This is a genomic window from Alcaligenes sp. SJTW-7, from assembly GCF_047716895.1.
GTDB lineage: Bacteria > Pseudomonadota > Gammaproteobacteria > Burkholderiales > Burkholderiaceae_B > Alcaligenes > Alcaligenes ammonioxydans.
Genome location: NZ_CP136682.1, coordinates 3,102,993 through 3,121,429, shown reverse-complemented (window position 1 = coordinate 3,121,429; position 18,437 = coordinate 3,102,993). Strand labels below are relative to the sequence as shown.

Sequence of the window (18,437 nt, the reverse complement as noted above, 5' to 3'; positions counted from 1 at the left end):
CTGGCCTTGGGCTGTTAACAAGTCGCCCTTCTTCCCTGGAAGGGCGACTTGTACACGCACCATCGCGCTAAGTCCGCGCTCATGCGCGGCTTTCCATCGGTATCGAGCATGTCCTTATCTGATTTACCCATTTTGTATTCTTTTCGCCGCTGCCCCTACGCCATGCGCGCACGGCTGGCGATTGCGGCCAGCGGCGTGTCTTGCCAGTTGCGCGAGGTCGTGCTGCGCGACAAACCGGACGCCCTGCGTCTGGCCTCTCCCAAAGCAACCGTGCCTGTGCTGGTCCTGTCTGATGGCAGGGTGATTGATGAAAGCCTGGACATCATGCGCTGGGCCTTGGCGATTCACGATCCCTGCCATTATTTACAGCCCGGACAGGGTCAGCACGAGCAGATGGAGGCCTTGATTGCTGCCAACGACGGCCCGTTCAAGAAGCATCTGGACTGTTATAAGTACCCGGATCGTCATACGGATGATGAGCAGTTCACGGAGGCGACGCGTTTCTCGGCCCTGCATCGGGCGCAAGCCAGTGAAATACTGATGGGCCTTAATGCCCGTATCGAGCAAGAGGGCTATCTGGTGGGTAAGACGCCTTGTCTGGCTGATCTGGCCATTGCCCCTTTTGTGCGGCAATTCGCTCAGGTGGATCGAGCCTGGTTCGACGCCCAGCCGTGGGCAGCCTTGTCGAGCTGGCTCGTGAATTTTCAATCCAGCACTTTGTTTGCGAGCATCATGGGCAAGTATCCCGCTTGGACGCCGGACAGCGAAATGGTACTTTTTCCGGCAGGCTGACTGCCTGCCTGACTCACTCTGTTTGGCAGTCCCTGCGGCCTTGTACTTGATGACTGCGTGGCTTAACACCTCGCCGGGCTCTTCTGCGTGGGTTTCGAGGCGGAACGACGAGTGAAAAGCAAAGCGACCCGCACGGCGAGGCAACTGCGACCACTCCGGCATGGACCAGTAAAAAAGGCCGGTTTTCAAGGGAAAATCGGCCTTTCTTGTCGCTGCGAGCGGAATCAGACCGCAACGCTGGCGCGAGGTTCGCTGCTTTCTTGAGCTGGAATCTCCTGGCCACCTCGTTGATGGAGGGTGACGCTGGTATCGAGGGGGGGCAGTTCCCCATTCATGGCGCTGTTGAGCTGATCGGCATTCAGCTCTCCTTCCCAGCGGGCGACCACAATGGTGGCTACGGCATTGCCCACCAGATTAGTCAGGGCGCGGCACTCGGACATAAAGCGGTCAATACCCAGGATCAGAGTCATGCCGGCAATAGGCACCGCGGGCACCACGGACAAGGTGGCCGCCAGTGTAATGAAACCGGCGCCGGTCACGCCAGCCGCTCCTTTGGAACTGAGCATGGCGACCAGCAAGAGTAGCACCTGCTCTTGCAAGCTCAGGGGAATATCACAGGCCTGGGCAATGAACAGGGCAGCCATGGTCATGTAGATATTGGTCCCATCCAGATTGAAGGAATAGCCGGTAGGCACCACCAGGCCCACGACCGACTTGGCACACCCGGCCCGTTCCATTTTCTGCATCAGAGTGGGCAGAGCCGCTTCGGAGGAACTGGTGCCCAGTACGAGCAGCAGTTCTTCGCGGATGTAGCGGATCAGCTTGGTGATGGAAAATCCGTTGTAGCGGGCTACGGCCCCCAGAATGACCAGTACAAAAAGCACGGATGTCACATAGAAGGTCACCACCAGCAGCGCCAGACTGGAGACTGACTCAATCCCATATTTGCCGATGGTAAAGGCAATGGCGCCGAAAGCGCCCACAGGGGCGGCCTTCATCAAGATGGCGACCAGCTTGAAGACCGGTGCCATCAAAGCCTGAAGGAACTTGAGCACTGGCTTGCCGTGGTCGCCCACGGCGGCCAGAGCGATGCCAAAGAGCACGGCCACGAACAGCACCTGCAAAATGTCACCCCCCGTAAAAGGGCTGATGAGGGTGGCCGGGATGATGTTCATCAAAAAGCCCGTCAGGGTGCTGTCATGAGCCTGCTGGACGTAGCCTTTGATGGCGCTGGAGTCCAGCGAGGCCGGGTCAATGTGCATGCCGTGGCCCGGTTGCACGATATTGCTCACCACCATGCCCACAATCAGGGCCAGGGTGGAGAAGGTCAGAAAGTAAATCATGGCCTTGCCGACCACCCGTCCCACCTTTTGAAGGTCCGTCATGGCGGCAATGCCGGTGGCGACCGTCAGGAAAATAACCGGTGCAATAATCATCTTGACCAGCTTGATGAATGCGTCGCCCAAGGGCTTCATGCTCTCGCCCAAGGACGGATAAAAATGACCCAGCAATATCCCGATGGTGATGGCGATGATGACCTGAACGTACAAAATTCGATACCACTTGATTTTGACAATCTGCGGTACCGGATGCTCTCCTGTGCTTATATCCATCATGATGTCGTCTCCGTGACTTGATGTAGCCGACCTGGCAGTCAGCTGGTGGCCTGCTTGGAATTGTGTGTGGGCAGGCGGTTTACGCTCGCCGGAATCCGTGTTCCGGCCCATAAGCTCTTAGCTAAAGCAACATCCGTGCCAATCTGTTCGTAAACAGGAAGTCAGCAAATAAGCGGCTTGCGGGCAGGAGACTTCCCCGCTTTCTGTTTATGTGTGCGAAAATCCGCACAACGATTATTATTTTTTGGCGAAATTTCGCACGGATTTTATGAATTCCATTCCGGTTTCTTCGGGATTGCGGCGGCGCTTCAGGCTCGAATGGCTGTTTTTGCTGAGCGTGGCTGTGGTGCTGGGCCTGTTCGCTTTCTGGCGCTCGGCTGATTTGGGCACGGCCCGTTTGCTCACACAAAGCGAACAGCGGCTCGATTCCCTGATGCGTGGCAATGCGGGCTGGATTCAGACCATCCGTGACAAATTCCGCACATTGTCATTTGCCCTGGCGCAGGACGAGGCCTTGCGTCAGTACCTCATGGGCAACCCCGCCTATGGCGATGCCCAGGCACTGAACCGCAAGTTCGAGCAGTTGGCCGAGGACACCGGTGCACCGGTGCTGTATTTGCTGGATATTCATTCGCAAACGCTGGTCTCGAGCAATTGGCAGGCGCCCGACAGCTTTGTGGGCAATCACTATGGCTTTCGCCCTTATTTCACCAAAGCCCTGGAGCAGGGGCACGCTGAATACTTTGCTTTGGGAACCTCCAGCGGCAAGGCCGGGCTGTATATTTCCCGAATGGTGCAGGGGCAGGACGGCAAGGCCGTCGGCGTGGTGGTGATCAAGCTGGTGTTTGATCTGCTGGAAAAAGAGTGGGAAGGCTATGGCGACCGCATGTTTGTCAGCGATCCGAATGGCGTGATCTTGCTCAGTGGTGAGCCGGACTGGCGTTTGCACAGTCTGGATCAGGCCGCACCCGAACAACTGGCCCAGCTGCGAGCCAGCCGGCAGTTTGGCAGCGAAGCTCTGGAGCCGGTGGGGCTGCGCATGTCGAACTCTGGAAACCGGGCCTCGTTCTGGACCTTGGGGCAGGAGCGGTTCTTGCATGTACAGCAAGCGGTGATGGGCAGCGACTGGACGCTACATGCGATGGCACCCATGGACGCCGCCTTGCGGACGCAGGCCTTTCAGTCCCGTCTGACCGTTATGGGCTTGTTGTGTGCGGCTCTGGTGCTGGCTGCCCTGGGCTTGCAGCGCAGTCAGCAGCGCCGTGAAACCCAGGCGCGTCAGGCGTTGTTGCGCGACGCTCTGGAGGAGGCCGTGGAGTCGCGCACCGCTCAGTTGCAGGTGGCGCGTCGTCGCCTGGAGCAGGAGATGCAGGCCTTGCAGGAGGCCCGCTCGCGTGCGCGCGATTTGCGAGAGCAGTTGGAGCAGGCCGAAAAATTGTCGTTTCTGGGGCAGGTGACGGCAGGAGTGGCCCACGAAATCAATCAGCCGGTGGCCGCCATTGAAGTCTACGCTGATAACACCTTGCGCCTGCTGGAGCAGGGGCAGACTGAGACCGCTCGCCAGAACCTGAGTCGCATCCAGGCGCTGACCCAGCGTATTGGCAGCATCACATCCCAGCTTTGTCATTACGCTCGCAAGCCGCAGGAGCAGGAAGGGCCCGTGCTGGTGCGGTCAGCAGTCGAGAGCGCCTGGCAGTTGCTGGAACATCGGGCGCGGGCGCAAGCGGTGGCGCTGGAGCAGGAGGGCATGAGCGAGCCCGTACAGGTATGGGCCTTGCCGGTCCGCCTGGAGCAGGTGCTGGTGAATTTGTTGCGTAATGCGCTCGATGCTCTTGAGGGGCGTTCTCAGGGACGTATTCGTATCGAGGTGATGAACGAGACGCGACATGTGCGCATCGTGGTGTCCGACAACGGGCCAGGCCTAAGTGCGGAAATTCGCCAGCGCCTGTTCACCCCCTTTAGTTCCAGCCGGCACCAAGGACTGGGATTGGGCCTGGTGATCTCGCACGATATTGTGGCGGCCCTCGGTGGCCGTCTGGAAGAAGGGCCGTCGCGTTTGGGCGGGGCCACGTTTCACATTGTGCTGCGGAATGCTGACAGCAAGCAGGACCAGGGAGAGGGTTGAAAATGGAAGTCGCGTTTGTTGATGATGATGCCGATCTGCGTGCTGCCGTTGAGCAAAGTCTGGAGCTGGCAGGTTTGAAGGTAATGGCTTTTGCCAGTGCTCAGGAGGCGTTGAGTCGCTTGCCCACGGATTATCCTGGGGTGGTGGTAACCGATATCCGGATGCCCGGCATGGATGGTCTGGCGCTGATGCGCGCCTTGCATGCCCGCGACCCGGATCAGCCTGTCGTTCTGATTACCGGCCATGGCGACATTGACATGGCCGTACAAGCCATGCGCGACGGTGCGTTTGATTTTCTGAGCAAACCTTACCAGGCAGAACGATTGTTGACAGTGATTCGCCATGCCGCCATGCAACGCAGTCTGGTCTTGCAGAACCGGGCCTTGCGCGAGGAGCTGGACGAGGATGGTCAGGGCCCGGCGCTTCTGGGCAACTCGGAGGTGATGATCAATCTGCGCGCTACGCTGCGCCACCTGGCCCAGTCCGATGTGGATGTGCTGGTGGAGGGGGAGACGGGGACGGGCAAAGAGGTTGTGGCCATGCTGCTGCATCGCTGGAGCGCTCGAGCTCAGCATCGGTTTGTGGCGCTCAATTGCGGAGCCTTGCCCGAAACCATTATTGAAAGCGAGTTGTTTGGTCATGAGGCGGGCGCTTTTACCGGTGCTCAGCGCAGACGGGTAGGCAGTGTGGAGCATGCTCATCAGGGCACTCTGTTTCTGGATGAGATTGAAAGCATGCCCATGATTGCGCAGGTACGCTTGCTGCGCGTGCTGGAAACCCGTTGCGTGACGCCTTTGGGCACCAATGAAGAGCACCCGGTCGATATTCGGGTAGTGGCCGCCAGCAAGGTAGATTTGTCCGATCCCGGACAACGTGCGAACTTCCGGGCGGATTTGTACTATCGCTTAAATGTGGTGACCTTGCGCCTGCCGCCGCTCCGAGAGCGCAAAGAAGATATTCCCATGCTGTTCGCGCATTTCGCTGCGCTCGCCGCCAAAAAATACGGCATGGCGCAAAAGATTCCCGATGCACACAGCCTGGCTTATATGCAGTCCCATCACTGGCCGGGAAATGTGCGCGAACTGGCGCATTTTGCACAGCGTGAGGTGTTGGGCGTGCAGCCTGTGCTCGCCAGGGAGGGGGTGGGAGAGGAGTTAAGTCTGCCCGCCCGCATGGAACAATTCGAGGCGCAGCAGATCCGGCAGGCCCTGGCACGTCATCGGGGTGATATCAAAGCGACACTGCAGGATCTGCGCATCCCGCGCAAAACCTTTTATGACAAGCTGCAGCGTCACGGTATTTCACGCAGCGATTTTGTGGAAGAGGGCCTGCCACAGAGCTGATTCTTCCGGTGGTGGCAAAGGCTTGTCTTTGACAGAGGTGCAGGCTGACGTGGTCGATGCTGCAGGCCGCCGTGGTTTTATTGTGTTTATTGATCGGGGAAGCTTTGCCGTAGCAAGGGGGCAAAGAGCGTGTGCGGGCCGACTTGTCCCGCGCAGCCGCAGGGTTCCTTAGCGGCGCAGTCACATAAAAATAGCGGCCAAGGCCGCTATTTTTTTATCGTACTGCCAGGCGGTGAAACCTTACTCCTGCATGCCGGGAACGATGCAGTTAAAGCCGGCGTCAACGTGCGTGATTTCGCCCGTGATGCCGCTGGCCAGTTCGGACATCAGGAAGGAGGCCACATTGCCCACTTCTTCGATGGTAACGTTGCGCTGCAGGGGGGCGTGGGTTTCGACGAACTTCAGGATGGTGGAGAAGTCCTTGATGCCGCTGGCAGCCAGGGTCTTGATGGGACCGGCCGAGATGGCATTGGCACGAATGCCGTACTCGCCCAGAGCGACGGCCAGGTAGCGCACGGACGCTTCCAAAGCGGCTTTGGCCACGCCCATTGTGTTGTAGTTGGGGATGGCCTTCTCGGCGCCCAGATAGGTCAGCGTCAGTACCGAACTCTTGCGACCCTTGAGCAAGGGCAGGGCGGCTTTTGCCAGCGCCGGGAAGCTATAGGCGGAAATGTCGTGAGCCACGCGGAACGACTCACGCGACAGACCATCCAGAAAATTGCCGGCAATGGCTTCACGAGGAGCAAAGCCGATGGAGTGAACCAGGCCGTCCAGACCGTCCCAGCGCTCGCCCAGCGAGGCCATGGCTTGTTCAATCTGCGCGTCTTCAGACACGTCACAGGGCAAGACGATATCCGTGCCCAGTTCCTGGGCGAAGCCTTCAACGCGTTCTTTAAACCGCTCGCCCACATAGGTCAGGGCAATATCAGCACCTTGTTGGCGACATGCTTGCGCAATCCCGTAAGCAATGGAGCGGTTCGAGAGAACGCCTGTGACCAGGATGCGTTTTCCTTGCAGGAAACCCATGCTGAAAATCCTTTATGTAATTAGTGGGTGGACTTAGCCACGAATATTGGAACCGGGAACACGCAAACGTGTGCCCCTGGAAAGAGAGTTGCCTTTGAGATTGTTCAGGCGTCGCAGTTCAGCCACCGAGGTGTCGTACCGTTTGGCCAAAGCGTAGAGTGTATCGCCCTGGCGGACTGTGTGGGTACGGACATTGGCTCCGCGGCGCAACACAACCGTGTCGCTCTTGCGGTTGACGCTGGCCGTTTGCGCGCGCGCCTGGCGGGCACTCTGGGCAACAGGAGCGGCCGGTGTATTGGTCAGGGAGGCCAACTGCAGACTGCCTTCACCCAAGGTCGTGCTGGGGACCAGCAGTGTCTGGGCGACCGCTTTGCTGCGTTTGCTGCTCAAGCCGTTAATGGAACGCAGTTGCGACAGGGTAATGCCGTGTCGCTGGGCGATGGACAAATAGCTTTCGCCGCGTTTGGCCTGGTAGGCTTTCCAGTTGCTGAGCTTGCCTTGGTAGGCTGCCAGATTGGCTTTGAAGATGTCTACTTTGTTGGCGGGCAACAGCAAGGTGCCGCGTTCGGCCGGAATGGTGGGGCGATTGTGGGCAGCATTCAATGCCTTGAACTCGTCCACGGAAATCTCGGCCAGTTCGGCCGCCAGGGCGACGTCAATGTCCTTGTTCTTGCGCACCGCAGTGAAATAGGGCGTATTGCTCACTGGAGGCAAGGTGATGCCGTAGCGCTCGGGGTTGGCCACAATATTTTTGATGGCCTGCAGCTTGGGGACGTAATTGCGCGTTTCGTCCGGCATTTTCAGTGATAAGTAATCAACGTCCAGGTTGGCTTGTTCGTTGCGTTCCATGGCGCGTCGTACCGACCCTTCGCCCCAGTTGTAGGAGGCCAGTGCCAGATACCAGTCACCCTGAAACTCGTACAGATACGACAGATAATCCAGGGCAGCACGGGTGGACTCGACCGGGTCGCGGCGCTGGTCTACCCACCAGTTTTGCTCCAGCTTGTATTGCGTGCCGGTGCTGGGAATGAACTGCCACAGACCCGAAGCATGAGAGCGCGAATAGGCGACCGGGTTATAGGCGCTTTCCACAAAAGGCAGCAGCGCCAGTTCCGAGGGCAGACCCCGGGCATCGAGTTCGTCCATGATGTGATAAAGGTAGCGCGAGGCGCGCTGGCTCATGGTGCGGATGGACTCGGGGTGGGAGGCGTAATAATTGGTCCAGTAATCGACCAGGTCGGTATGCAGATTGGGGATGGCAAAGCCTCGGCGCATACGGTCCCAGGCATCTTTTGGGGGGTGGGTCAGATCAATCGTGCGAGACGTATCGGCGGCAATGCTGGTGGAGGTTTTGGCGGCTTTTTGGGGGCTGACCTTGGGGCCTGTGGCGCAACCTGCCAGCACGAAAGCGCATAGCAGCGCAAAAAGTCTCATTAGGTTCATTGCGGAATCTTCAGAAATTGTTTTTCCAGTCGCGCAGGCTGGCAAATACCTCGACAGGATTATTCAGAGGCCGGGCGGCGTACTGCTCGGCAGCCTTGATAACAGCAGTCGTCTCGCAACGCAGAAACGGATTGGTAGCCAATTCTGTTTTCAGGGTGGAGGGCACCGTGGGCAAGTTCTGCTGACGCTTGAGCTTATCCTGTTCCCAACGTTCATGCAGGTGGGGACTGTCTGGCTCTACCTGCAAAGCCCAGCGTAAATTGGATAAGGTGTATTCGTGCGCACAGCAGATCAGGGTGTCCGCAGGCAGTGTCGCCAACTTGCCCAAGGAGTCCATCATTTGAGCCGGGGTGCCTTCAAAAAGACGTCCGCAACCGGCGGCAAACAAGGTATCACCACAGAAAACAAAGGGCTGTTTTACCTCATTTTGACCAAAGTACGCAACGTGTCCGGCAGTGTGACCGGGGATATCCAGCACCTCCAGCGTCAGTTCCAGGGTGGGCAAATCGACTTTGTCGGACTGTCCCACACGCACGTCACAGACAGGCAGACGCTCGTGGGCCGGGCCCCATACGCGTGCAGGATGCTTTGCCAGGATATCCTTGACACCGCCAACATGGTCACCATGGTGGTGTGTCAGTAAAATGGCATCCAGTTGTAAGGATTCGCGCGCCAGCCATTCCAATACCGGGGCGGCCTGGCCGGGGTCCACAACCAGAGCGCGACCGGCTCGAGCCAAAGCCCATATATAGTTGTCATTTAGAGCAGGAAGTGGAATCAGGCGAACATCGCTTGGCACAGGCCAGGTAAATGCATTCATCATGGTAGAGGGGGAAAGCGCCAGTGGAGCAGACTTTGAATGATCAATTTGCCCAGTGGTTGGAAACCGTACCGGGGCGATATGTGCGGGCCTGGGAACAAGCCGCGATTGATGCGGAGGTGGTCAACACCTTCGGGTATCATGCCATACAAATCGGATTGCCGCATTGGGACCTCCTGGCGCAAAGTCGGGTCTGTTTCAAGGTGTGTACCGCTCAGGCCGGCGTCTTGCCTGCCGATCAGAAAAATCTGGTTTATGCCCAACCTGAACATCTGCCTTTCGATACGCAAAGCATCGATCTGCTGATTTTGCCCCATACGCTGGAAAGCGCCAGTGATCCACATCAGGTGTTGCGCGAGGCCGAGCGTGTGCTGGTGCCTGAGGGGCGCATTATCCTGACAGGCTTCAATCCCGTCAGCCTCTGGGGAGTTCATGACTGGATACCGGGTCTGGATCGGGGTACGCCCACCCTGCCTGGCGATGTCATCTTTCCTTGGCGCTTGCGCGACTGGTTGAAACTCCTGTCCTTTGATGTGCAAAGCGCGCAGATGGGTTGTTATGCCCCCTTGTGCCGTCAGCAGGCCTGGCTGGATCGCTGGGGCTGGATGGAGCGCAGCGGTGCACGCTGGTGGAGCTTTGCCGGGGCGGTTTACATGGTGGGTGCCGTCAAGCGCACACCCGCCCTGCGCCTGGTCGGCCCCAAATGGAAGAAAAATCGTCGACGTGTGCGTCGGCCTATGGTGGTTGCCGGACGCGCTGCCGATGAAGGAATAAGCAAGACATGAGTGATGTTGTTGAGATCTGGACAGACGGGGCCTGCAAGGGCAACCCGGGTTTGGGTGGCTGGGGGGCTTTGCTGCGCCACGGTGGGCGCGAGAAAGCAATCTGTGGTGGCGAGGCCAATACCACCAATAACCGTATGGAACTGATGGCCGTGATCGAGGCCTTGAAAGCCCTGAAACGTCCTTGCCAGGTGCGGGTGCATACGGATTCGCAGTATGTGCAAAAAGGCATGAACGAATGGTTGCCGGGCTGGAAGGCCCGTGGCTGGCGCACGGCAGATAAGAAGCCTGTCAAAAATGCCGATTTGTGGCAGGAGCTGGAACAGCAGGCAGCCAAGCATGAGCTGACCTGGCTGTGGGTGCGCGGTCACGCTGGCGATCCGGGTAATGAACGGGCAGATCAGCTGGCCAATGAAGGGGTGGAAATCGCCAGGCAGTTATAAGATCGTGCGCAGATTCCCGGCCTGCAGATAGTACTATTAGCCACTCGTCATATTTTGTCAGACTGCTGTGCCGGCCTGACCGGTCAGGATAAGCCGCCCATGATTTCCACGCTGCGCCTCACGATTTTTTTCTTGTTTTTTGCGCTGTTCCTGAGCAGTACGCCAGGCTGGGCGCAGTCCGGAGCCACGCGAGTAGAAGTGCTGCCTGTGCGACAAAGCGAATTGATTCGTGATGTAGCCGCGGTAGGGACCTTGGTGGCCAGGGAATCGGTCATGCTGCGCCCCGAGATTAGCGGTCGCATTTCAGCCATCAGTTTTGAGGAAGGCCAGCCCGTCAGCAAGGGGCAACTGCTGGTTCAACTGGACCCAGCCATGGCGCAGGCACAACTGAATCAGGCTCAGGCCAATTTGAATCTGGCCAGTAGTCAGCATCAGCGCTCTGCCCAACTGAGCCGTCAAGGCTTTATCAGCCAGCAGGCCAAAGATGAGTCAGGCAGTCGCCTGGCCGTGCAGCAGGCCGAAGTGCAACTGGCACGGGTACAGTTGGACAAGACCCGTATCCGTGCCCCTTTTGATGGAGTCACGGGTTTGCGCAACGTGTCTGTGGGCGATTACGTGGGGCCGGGCACCGATCTGGTGCGACTGGAGGCGATCTCCAGTCTGAACGTGGACTTTCGCATTCCCGAACAATATCTGGCCGATGTGAAACCGGGCATGCCCGTTGAACTGGGTTTTGACGCTTTTCCAGGCCAGACCCGCAAAGGCTCGGTACTGGCAGTCAGCCCGGTGGTGGATGCCGCCGGCCGTTCGATTCTGCTGCGGGCGCAGGTACCCAACGAGGACGGCGCCTTGCGCCCCGGCCTGTTCAGTCGGGTCCGGCTGGAACTGTCGCGTTATCAGGCCTTGATGGTGCCGGAAACGGCATTGGCGCCTGCTGGTCAGGACCAGTACGTCTACGTGGTCAACGATGGTCGGGCAGAGCGTCGTCAGGTGCAGGTGGGCGTGCGAGAGCAAGGCTGGGTACAGGTGACGGGCAATCTGCAAGCGGGAGACAGCGTGTTGGTGGCGGGGCTGCAAAAGGTGCGTGATGGTGTGCCCGTCGACATTCAGGAAGTGATTGACGTGCAAGCACAGCCGCAGCAATAGGACAGGATCATGGTGCTTTCCGATTTATGTATCCGCCGTCCGGTATTTGCCACGGTGCTGTCCTTGGTGATCGTGCTGGTCGGTTTCATTGCTTATGAACGTCTGACGGTACGCGAGTACCCTGCCATTGATGAGCCCGTGGTGTCTGTCATCACCAATTACAAGGGCGCGTCGCCGGAGGTAATTGAATCTCAGGTGACCAAGCCGCTGGAAGATCAACTGTCGGGGATTGAGGGCGTCAATGTGATGACCTCGCGTAGCCGCTCCGAGCGCAGCCTGATCAATATCAAGTTCAATCTGGACCGGGCCCCGGATGCGGCTGCGGCCGATGTGCGCGACAAGGTCTCGCGCGCTCGACGCTTTCTGCCTGACGAAGTGGACGAGCCCATCATCAACAAGGTGGAGGCCGACTCCACTCCCATTATTTATGTGGGGGTCGACACGGGCAACTACAGCATGCTGGAGGCCTCGGACTACATCAACCGGTATATCAAGACGCGTTTGTCCGTTCTGCCCGGTGCGGCCGAAGTCCGGGTGTTTGGCGAGCGGCTGCCTGCCATGCGTATCGATCTGGACCGAACCCGCCTGGCGGCCTATCAGTTGACGGTACAGGACGTGGAAGATGCGCTGCGCAAACAGAACGTGCTGATCCCGGCAGGACGCATCGAGTCGGATGCGCGCGAATTTTCGGTGGTGTCATCGACCGACCTGGAAACGCCCGAGGAGTTTCGCGACATCATCATCAGTCAGGCGGCCGGCTACCCGGTACGTATCTCCGATATTGCCGAGGTGCGGATCGGACCTGCCGAAGAGCGGGTGCTGGCCCGTTTCAATGGACAAAACAGTTTGAATATTGGTGTGACCAAGCAGTCCACGGCCAACCCGCTGGATCTGTCCAAGTCGGTGCGCGCGGAAGTCGAGCGCATCAATGAAAGTCTGCCGGGCAATATGAAGCTGACCGTGGCTTACGACAGCTCCATCTTTATTCAGGAATCCATTGATTCGGTGTACACCACGATTGCCGAAGCCATCTTGCTGGTGGTGCTGGTGATTGTGTTCTTTCTGCGCAGTTTCCGCGCCAGCCTCATTCCCATCGTGACAATTCCGATCTCCTTGATCGGGGCGTTTGCCATCATGTACATGCTGGGTTTTTCCATCAATACCCTGACCTTGCTGGCGATGGTACTGGCCATTGGTCTGGTGGTGGACGATGCAATTGTGGTGTTGGAAAACGTGTATCGGCATATCGAAGAAGGCAAAACTGCCATGCAGGCTGCTTTTTTAGGTGTGCGTGAGATTGCTTTTGCCGTGATTGCCATGACGCTGACCCTGGTGGCGGTGTATGCGCCGCTGGCATTTGCCACTGGACGCACGGGACGGCTGTTCATTGAGTTTGCCCTGACGCTGGCGGCTGCCGTGCTGGTATCGGGCTTTGTGGCCCTGACTCTGACCCCCATGATGTGCTCGCGTATGTTGCGCCCTCAGGGGGCAAAAGTAGGCCGTGTCAGTCAGGGGATCGAGAATTTTCTGGTGTGGCTCACGCGAACTTACCGCCGGGCCTTGATCGGGGCCCTGCGCTGGCGCTGGCTGGTTTTGCTGATCGGCGTTGCCGTAGCGGCCAGCAGTGCCTTGCTGTTTACGGTTATTAAAAGCGAACTGGCCCCGGTTGAGGATCGTGGCGTGATCTTCGGCATTGTGAGTTCGCCCGAAGGCGCTACATTGGACTACACCTTGCACAATGTGGAGCGAGTCGAAGCCTTGTATCGCGACATCCCGGAAACCGAGGGCTATCAGTCCATTATTGGTTTTCCCACCGTGACAGACTCGTTTGCCATCTTGCGTCTGAAACCCTGGCAGGAGCGCTCGCGCACTCAGCAGTCGATCGCGCGTGAACTGCAGCCGCATTTCTCGGCCATCCCCGGCGCACGGGCCTTTCCCACCAACCCGCCTTCCCTGGGGCAGCGGGCCACTTCCAAACCCGTGGAGTTTGTCATCATGAGTCAGGCTCCCTATCCGGAGCTGGCTCGAATTGTGGACGGCTTTCTGGCGGAGCTGAAGGATTATCCGGGACTGTTGAATGTGGATACGGACTTACGCCTGAACACGCCTGAAATCCGCATTGATGTGGATCGCGACAAGCTGGCCGATACGGGCGTTTCGGTAGAGGTCGTGGGACGCACCCTGGAGTCCATGCTGGGCGGGCGTCAGGTGACCCGTTACAAGAGTGATGGTGAACAGTACGATGTGATCGTGCAGGTAGATAAACAGGCTCGCTCCAGCCCGCAGAATATCCTGGATATTTATGTTCGCACCAAGGACGGCGGCATGGTTCAGGCATCCAATTTCCTGAAAGTTCGCGAAAGCGTGTCCCCTCAATCGCTGAACCACTTCAATCGTTTGCGTGCCGTGATTGTGGAGGCCTCGGTGGCTCCTGGCTATGCCTTGGGAGAGGTGCTCGAACACATGAATGAGGTGGCGCGCAAGACGCTGCCCGAAACCGTACAGACCGATCTGGACGGACAATCGCGTGAGTTCCGGGACTCCTCGGGCAGTATCTATCTGGTGTTTCTGATGGCGCTGGCCTTCATTTACCTGGTGCTGGCTGCCCAGTTCGAAAGCTGGCGCAATCCGCTCATCATCATGCTGTCCGTGCCTCTGTCCATGACAGGCGCTTTGCTGGCTCTGTGGCTCTCGGGCGGAACCTTGTCCATTTATAGTCAGATTGGCTTGATTACTCTGGTGGGCCTGATTACCAAGCATGGCATTTTGATCGTGGAATTTGCCACCCAGCAGCGCGAGGCCGGAGCCAGTTTGTACAATGCCGTAGTGCGGGCCTGCGAGATGCGGCTGCGTCCCATCCTGATGACGACCGGCGCGATGGTGCTGGGGGTGTTGCCCCTGGCCTATGCCACCGGAGCGGGGGCTGAATCGCGTCAGCAGATCGGCTGGGTGCTGGTCGGCGGTTTGACGTTGGGTACCGTGTTAACCCTGTTTGTGGTGCCTGTTGCCTATACGCTGATAGCAGGGCGCAAAGCGGGGCAGGACGAGCAGCTTGAGCTGATTGATAAGCCCCAGGCCTCTCTCTAAACTGAGGGTCGGGGCGGCTACGGGGCGTCTGTCCAGCCAAGGCTTTGTGCCGTGATCGACTATTGTAGGAAAAGTGAATGCGTCAAATTATTCTGGATACTGAAACCACCGGTCTGGAGCCGCGTGAAGGACACCGTATCGTTGAAGTGGGTGGGGTGGAGCTGTTCAACCGCAAATTGACTGGCCGCCATTTGCACCTGTATCTGAACCCGGATCGGGACTCCGATCCCGAAGCGCTGGCCATTCATGGTTTGACCACCGAGTTTTTGGCCGGGCATCCACGTTTCAAGGATGTGGTCGACCAAGTGCTGGATTTTGTGCAGGATGCAGAGGTCATTATTCATAATGCCTCGTTCGACACGCGCTTTCTGGATGCCGAACTGGAACGAGTCGGTAAAGGGCCTTTCTCGGAGTATTGCGCCAGCATCACCGACTCCTTGCTGGTGGCCCGGGAAATGCACCCCGGCAAGCGTAACTCCCTGGATGCCTTGTGCGAGCGCTACGGTATTTCCAACTCTCACCGCACCTTGCACGGCGCTTTGCTGGACTCGGAATTGCTGGCCGATGTCTGGCTGGCCATGACGCGGGGTCAGGATGCCTTGTTGATGGACTTTGACGAGTCCGATAGGCAAGGAGGACAGGGCAGCGATTTGAGCCTGGGCAAGTTTGATCCCAGCGTGTTGAAAGTGCTGCGCGCTTCGCCAGCCGATCAAGCCGAGCATGAAAAATACATGGACCTGCTGGAAAAGCAGAACAAAAAGCCACCCATGTGGCGCGAGATGCTCCAGCCAGTTACCGAATAATTATTCAGGAAAAATAGCAGGCCAAACCTTGTTAATCAGGCAAGGCCATGCTATAGTCTTTTTCTTCGCAGTTTGCAGCTCTTGCAAGCTACGGGCGGTTAACTCAGTGGTAGAGTGCCACCTTCACACGGTGGAAGTCACAAGTTCGAACCTTGTACCGCCCACCATCTTCGCTTTTCTTTATTTCCCCCCTTTGCTATCGAACATTGCCCTTATTGCGGCGGCGTGCCTGCGTCCTTGTCCGGCCTGTGTCCGCTGAGGTGAGCTGAGTTCAGGTCGTCGGTTGCCGACAGCCGATGGTTGAGGTGAGCAGTACTGGCCCGTGCTTGAAAACAAAAACGCCCAGTGACGCATCACTGGGCGTTTTTTGTTCAGTCAGGCCTTGATGTTAGATCAAGGCAGACTGCTTGGCGTTACAGCCAGGTCAGACCGATCGAGATCACGATGCCCGAGACAATCAGTTGAATCAGGCAAAAGCCCATGATGTCTTTGGCTTTCAGGCCCGCAATTGCCAGCACTGGCAGAGCCCAGAAGGGTTGCAGCATGTTAGTCCAGGAATCGCCCCAGGCAACGGCCATGGCAGTACGCGCCATATCGGCGTCCAAGGCCTGGGTGGCAGCAATTACAACCGGGCTTTGTACCGCCCACTGTCCACCGCCCGAAGGTACAAAAATATTGACCAGACCGGCGCTCATGAAGGTCCAGAAGGGCAGGGTGGTGGCGGTTGCAAAGGACACCATCCATTCGGACAAGCTGGCCGCCAGACCGGAATCAATCATGATTGCCATGATGCCGGCGTAAAAGGGGAACTGGATCACAATACCGGCACCGCCGCGGATGGCCTCGTCCAGACTTTTGAGTAGACGTCGAGGGGTACCGTGCAGCAGGATGGCCAGAATCAGAAAGGTGAAATTGATCACGTTCAGGTTCAGAGTGGCCCCACGCAGCACGTAGTAATCAAACAGGTACGCCAGGCCCGCCACACCAATCACGATTGAGATCAGGCGACTGTTTTCCAGTCGATCTGCGGGACGGTCCGTGGTTTGTTTGACATCATCGGGCGCATCTTCCAGCAGGCTTGGGTCTACATAAATGCTTTCCTTGTCGCTGGGCAGCATCAGGCGATTGACGAGCGGGACCAGAATGAACAAGGCGATCACGATCGCCAGGTTGAAGAAGGCAAAGATAGTGTCTGATGTACTGATAATGCCAATTTTGTCTTCGGAGAAATGTCCCGAGGTGGCAATGGTCAGTGGTACGGAACCGGCCAGGCCGCCGTGCCAGACCAGAAAACCCGAGTACGCACTGGCAACCAGCAGACGGTAATCAACGCGAACCTGACGCGCCAGCTCCTTGGCAAACAAGGCGCCGACGACCAGGCCGAAACCCCAGTTGATCCAGCTGGCGGCCAGCGAAACCAGGGTGACCAGAATAATGGCCGAGCCGGCAGAGCGGGCCAGAGAGGCAAGTCCCCGCAACCAGCTTTTCACCAAGGGTGTGCTGGCCAGCATGTGTCCGGTCAGCAAAACCAGCAGCATTTGCATGGCAAAGGTCAACAGTCCCCAAAAACCGTTGCCCCAGTACTGGATGATCTCCATCGGAGAGCGTTGCTCGAAAGCCATGGCGGCAATGCCGGCAATCAAGGTGAGCAGGATGACGAAAATATACGGATCGGGAAGATAGCGTTCAACCAGGCGGACCGAACCGCGCGTCATGGCTTTAAACATAGAGTGTGCTCCTGTGGACTTGCGCCAGTATTTGCGCGGGTCCAGATGTTTTGAGAGTGTATGGATGCCTGTTGGTCGGGCATCTTGCTGACAGCATTCCGATAAGAATGCTCAGTACGGCCGTATTGTTGGCGAGATGTCGCTCATTGTGAAGACGGGAAAACCTGCACCCTCATGTTCTGGGCCCTTGTTCTCTTTCGTTATGTGCTTTACTATATAACGGTGTTTTCGAAAGAACCGTCACTCATCGCTCGATGATGGGTTCTGTTTACGGGCCCCTGGGGCCCGTTTTTTTTGCCATGAAATGTGTGGTGTTGCCATTGGGCTTTCTCTCGGGCGCAACCCATAGAGAAATGGGATGAGACAAGCGCCCAGACTTCTTGCTGCCGCAGGCTTTTTTGTTGTGCATGAGATCGTGGCGGCAGTTGGAGCCAGTCTCCGACTGCCAGCGCACACGGTTGAATTACCGGTTTGGTATGCGCGAGGGGCCTGGGGCCCCCCGAACTTCTCACATGTTCTTCAGCGCAGCACGACCATACTGATTGTTGTGCTCCACCACGCGCGTCAGCATGGTCATAAACGTCTGACGTTGTTTGGCGGTCAGTGGGTCCAGCAGCCGCTCTTGTGCCCGGTTCATGCCGCTACTGATTTCCTTCATGGCCGCCAGACCGGCTTCGGTGATGTACGTTTGGCGGGAACGGCGGTCCTCGGGGTTGATGCGTCGCCCCAGCAAGCCTTTTTCTTCCAGCCTGCGGATGACATCGGCGGAGGTAGTGCGATCCAGGCCTAGCTCGTAACCAATCGTGGTCTGATCCAGCCAGGGGGAGCCCATCAACACCGACAGGACTCCGTGCTGGACAGGCGTGAGGTCGCTTTTGCACTCCTCGTAGAACATGGCGTAGTGAATCTGGTTAAGACGGCGAACCAGAAAACCGGGCCGGGACCACAGTTTGCGTCGATACAGCTCGGCATTTTCTTCTTCCACTGGACCCAGGATTTCGGCCTCGTCGGCTTCCAGTCGTTCTTCTTGCTTTAGCTCGGCGTGATTCTTCATGGATAAGTCAGTCATCGATTGAGTGGCCTTCAGCCTGTTGCCCAGAAAGGCAGCACACTGAAAGCGGGACGACCTGCAAAGGGTACGGCTGCAAGGTCGGCGTCTACAAGGAAAGCAGGGCTACGCTAAGGTGAACAAAAGCCCTGATTTCTGATTTGTAGTCATTTCTACAGGCGCTGTCCACGCCCCAAAGTATATGTGATTTCCCGACTTGCTGAAAACAATAATAA

14 protein-coding genes and 1 tRNA gene are annotated in these 18,437 nt (G+C 57.7%); 9 read left to right on the top strand and 6 right to left on the bottom strand.

The annotated features are described in order from the left end of the window. The first annotated feature begins 108 nt into the window (after positions 1 to 108). Positions 109 to 792: a glutathione S-transferase gene (locus RSQ48_RS14120; RefSeq protein ID WP_415301913.1), complete on the top strand. Its 684-nt coding sequence runs from the start codon at positions 109 to 111 to the stop codon at positions 790 to 792. Positions 793 to 1,016: 224 nt separating this feature from the next. Here RSQ48_RS14120 and RSQ48_RS14115 read toward each other — a convergent pair whose 3' ends face one another. Beyond that, positions 1,017 to 2,408 carry a dicarboxylate/amino acid:cation symporter gene (locus tag RSQ48_RS14115; RefSeq protein WP_415301912.1) on the bottom strand — a complete coding sequence of 464 codons (1,392 nt, stop codon included), beginning with the start codon at positions 2,406 to 2,408 and terminating at the stop codon, positions 1,017 to 1,019. 268 nt (positions 2,409 to 2,676) lie between these two features. Between RSQ48_RS14115 and RSQ48_RS14110 the strand changes: the two genes are divergently transcribed. Together RSQ48_RS14110 and RSQ48_RS14105 are read left to right on the top strand one after the other, a co-directional pair. Further along, a complete protein-coding gene (locus RSQ48_RS14110) occupies positions 2,677 to 4,533 on the top strand; it encodes a sensor histidine kinase (protein WP_230406201.1) in 1,857 nt (618 codons plus the stop codon). Positions 4,534 to 4,535: 2 nt separating this feature from the next. Beyond that, positions 4,536 to 5,876 carry a sigma-54-dependent transcriptional regulator gene (locus RSQ48_RS14105; protein WP_415301911.1) on the top strand — a complete coding sequence of 447 codons (1,341 nt, stop codon included), beginning with the start codon at positions 4,536 to 4,538 and terminating at the stop codon, positions 5,874 to 5,876. Positions 5,877 to 6,116: 240 nt separating this feature from the next. On the opposite strand, the gene fabI is transcribed toward RSQ48_RS14105, so the two are convergent. The 3 genes from fabI to gloB are packed head-to-tail and all read right to left on the bottom strand — an operon-like array spanning position 6,117 to position 9,165. Continuing rightward, the gene (gene fabI, locus RSQ48_RS14100) at positions 6,117 to 6,902 is read right to left on the bottom strand and encodes an enoyl-ACP reductase FabI (protein ID WP_003805533.1); all 786 of its coding nucleotides are present in this window, start codon (positions 6,900 to 6,902) and stop codon (positions 6,117 to 6,119) included. 33 nt (positions 6,903 to 6,935) lie between these two features. Then, positions 6,936 to 8,345, bottom strand: coding sequence for a transglycosylase SLT domain-containing protein (locus RSQ48_RS14095; RefSeq protein WP_039944112.1), 1,410 nt, complete (start codon positions 8,343 to 8,345; stop codon positions 6,936 to 6,938). A 10-nt stretch (positions 8,346 to 8,355) separates the two neighbouring features. After that, on the bottom strand, positions 8,356 to 9,165 hold the full coding sequence (gloB, locus tag RSQ48_RS14090) for a hydroxyacylglutathione hydrolase (protein ID WP_059318344.1): 810 nt from the start codon (positions 9,163 to 9,165) through the stop codon (positions 8,356 to 8,358). Positions 9,166 to 9,188: 23 nt separating this feature from the next. Here gloB and RSQ48_RS14085 point away from each other — a divergent pair, with 23 nt between their 5' ends. From RSQ48_RS14085 to RSQ48_RS14060, 6 genes are all read left to right on the top strand, one after another. Next, the gene (locus RSQ48_RS14085) at positions 9,189 to 9,950 is read left to right on the top strand and encodes a class I SAM-dependent methyltransferase (RefSeq protein WP_003805527.1); all 762 of its coding nucleotides are present in this window, start codon (positions 9,189 to 9,191) and stop codon (positions 9,948 to 9,950) included. Next, positions 9,947 to 10,390: a ribonuclease HI gene (gene rnhA, locus RSQ48_RS14080; protein ID WP_003805526.1), complete on the top strand. Its 444-nt coding sequence runs from the start codon at positions 9,947 to 9,949 to the stop codon at positions 10,388 to 10,390. The genes RSQ48_RS14085 and rnhA overlap by 4 nt, the downstream gene beginning before the upstream one ends. Before the next feature lie 99 nt (positions 10,391 to 10,489). Then, a complete protein-coding gene (locus tag RSQ48_RS14075) occupies positions 10,490 to 11,536 on the top strand; it encodes an efflux RND transporter periplasmic adaptor subunit (RefSeq protein WP_415301910.1) in 1,047 nt (348 codons plus the stop codon). A gap of 9 nt (positions 11,537 to 11,545) precedes the next feature. Next, on the top strand, positions 11,546 to 14,623 hold the full coding sequence (locus RSQ48_RS14070; protein WP_415301909.1) for an efflux RND transporter permease subunit: 3,078 nt from the start codon (positions 11,546 to 11,548) through the stop codon (positions 14,621 to 14,623). 77 nt (positions 14,624 to 14,700) lie between these two features. Beyond that, positions 14,701 to 15,426 carry a DNA polymerase III subunit epsilon gene (gene dnaQ / locus RSQ48_RS14065; protein WP_415301908.1) on the top strand — a complete coding sequence of 242 codons (726 nt, stop codon included), beginning with the start codon at positions 14,701 to 14,703 and terminating at the stop codon, positions 15,424 to 15,426. Between the two features lie 92 nt (positions 15,427 to 15,518). After that, positions 15,519 to 15,593: transfer RNA gene (locus RSQ48_RS14060), tRNA-Val, on the top strand. Positions 15,594 to 15,839: 246 nt separating this feature from the next. Here RSQ48_RS14060 and RSQ48_RS14055 read toward each other — a convergent pair. Together RSQ48_RS14055 and RSQ48_RS14050 are read right to left on the bottom strand one after the other, a co-directional pair. After that, positions 15,840 to 17,153, bottom strand: coding sequence for a short-chain fatty acid transporter (locus tag RSQ48_RS14055; protein ID WP_003805516.1), 1,314 nt, complete (start codon positions 17,151 to 17,153; stop codon positions 15,840 to 15,842). 508 nt (positions 17,154 to 17,661) lie between these two features. Then, positions 17,662 to 18,222: a MarR family winged helix-turn-helix transcriptional regulator gene (locus RSQ48_RS14050; RefSeq protein ID WP_003805514.1), complete on the bottom strand. Its 561-nt coding sequence runs from the start codon at positions 18,220 to 18,222 to the stop codon at positions 17,662 to 17,664. Between the last annotated feature and the right edge of the window lie 215 nt (positions 18,223 to 18,437).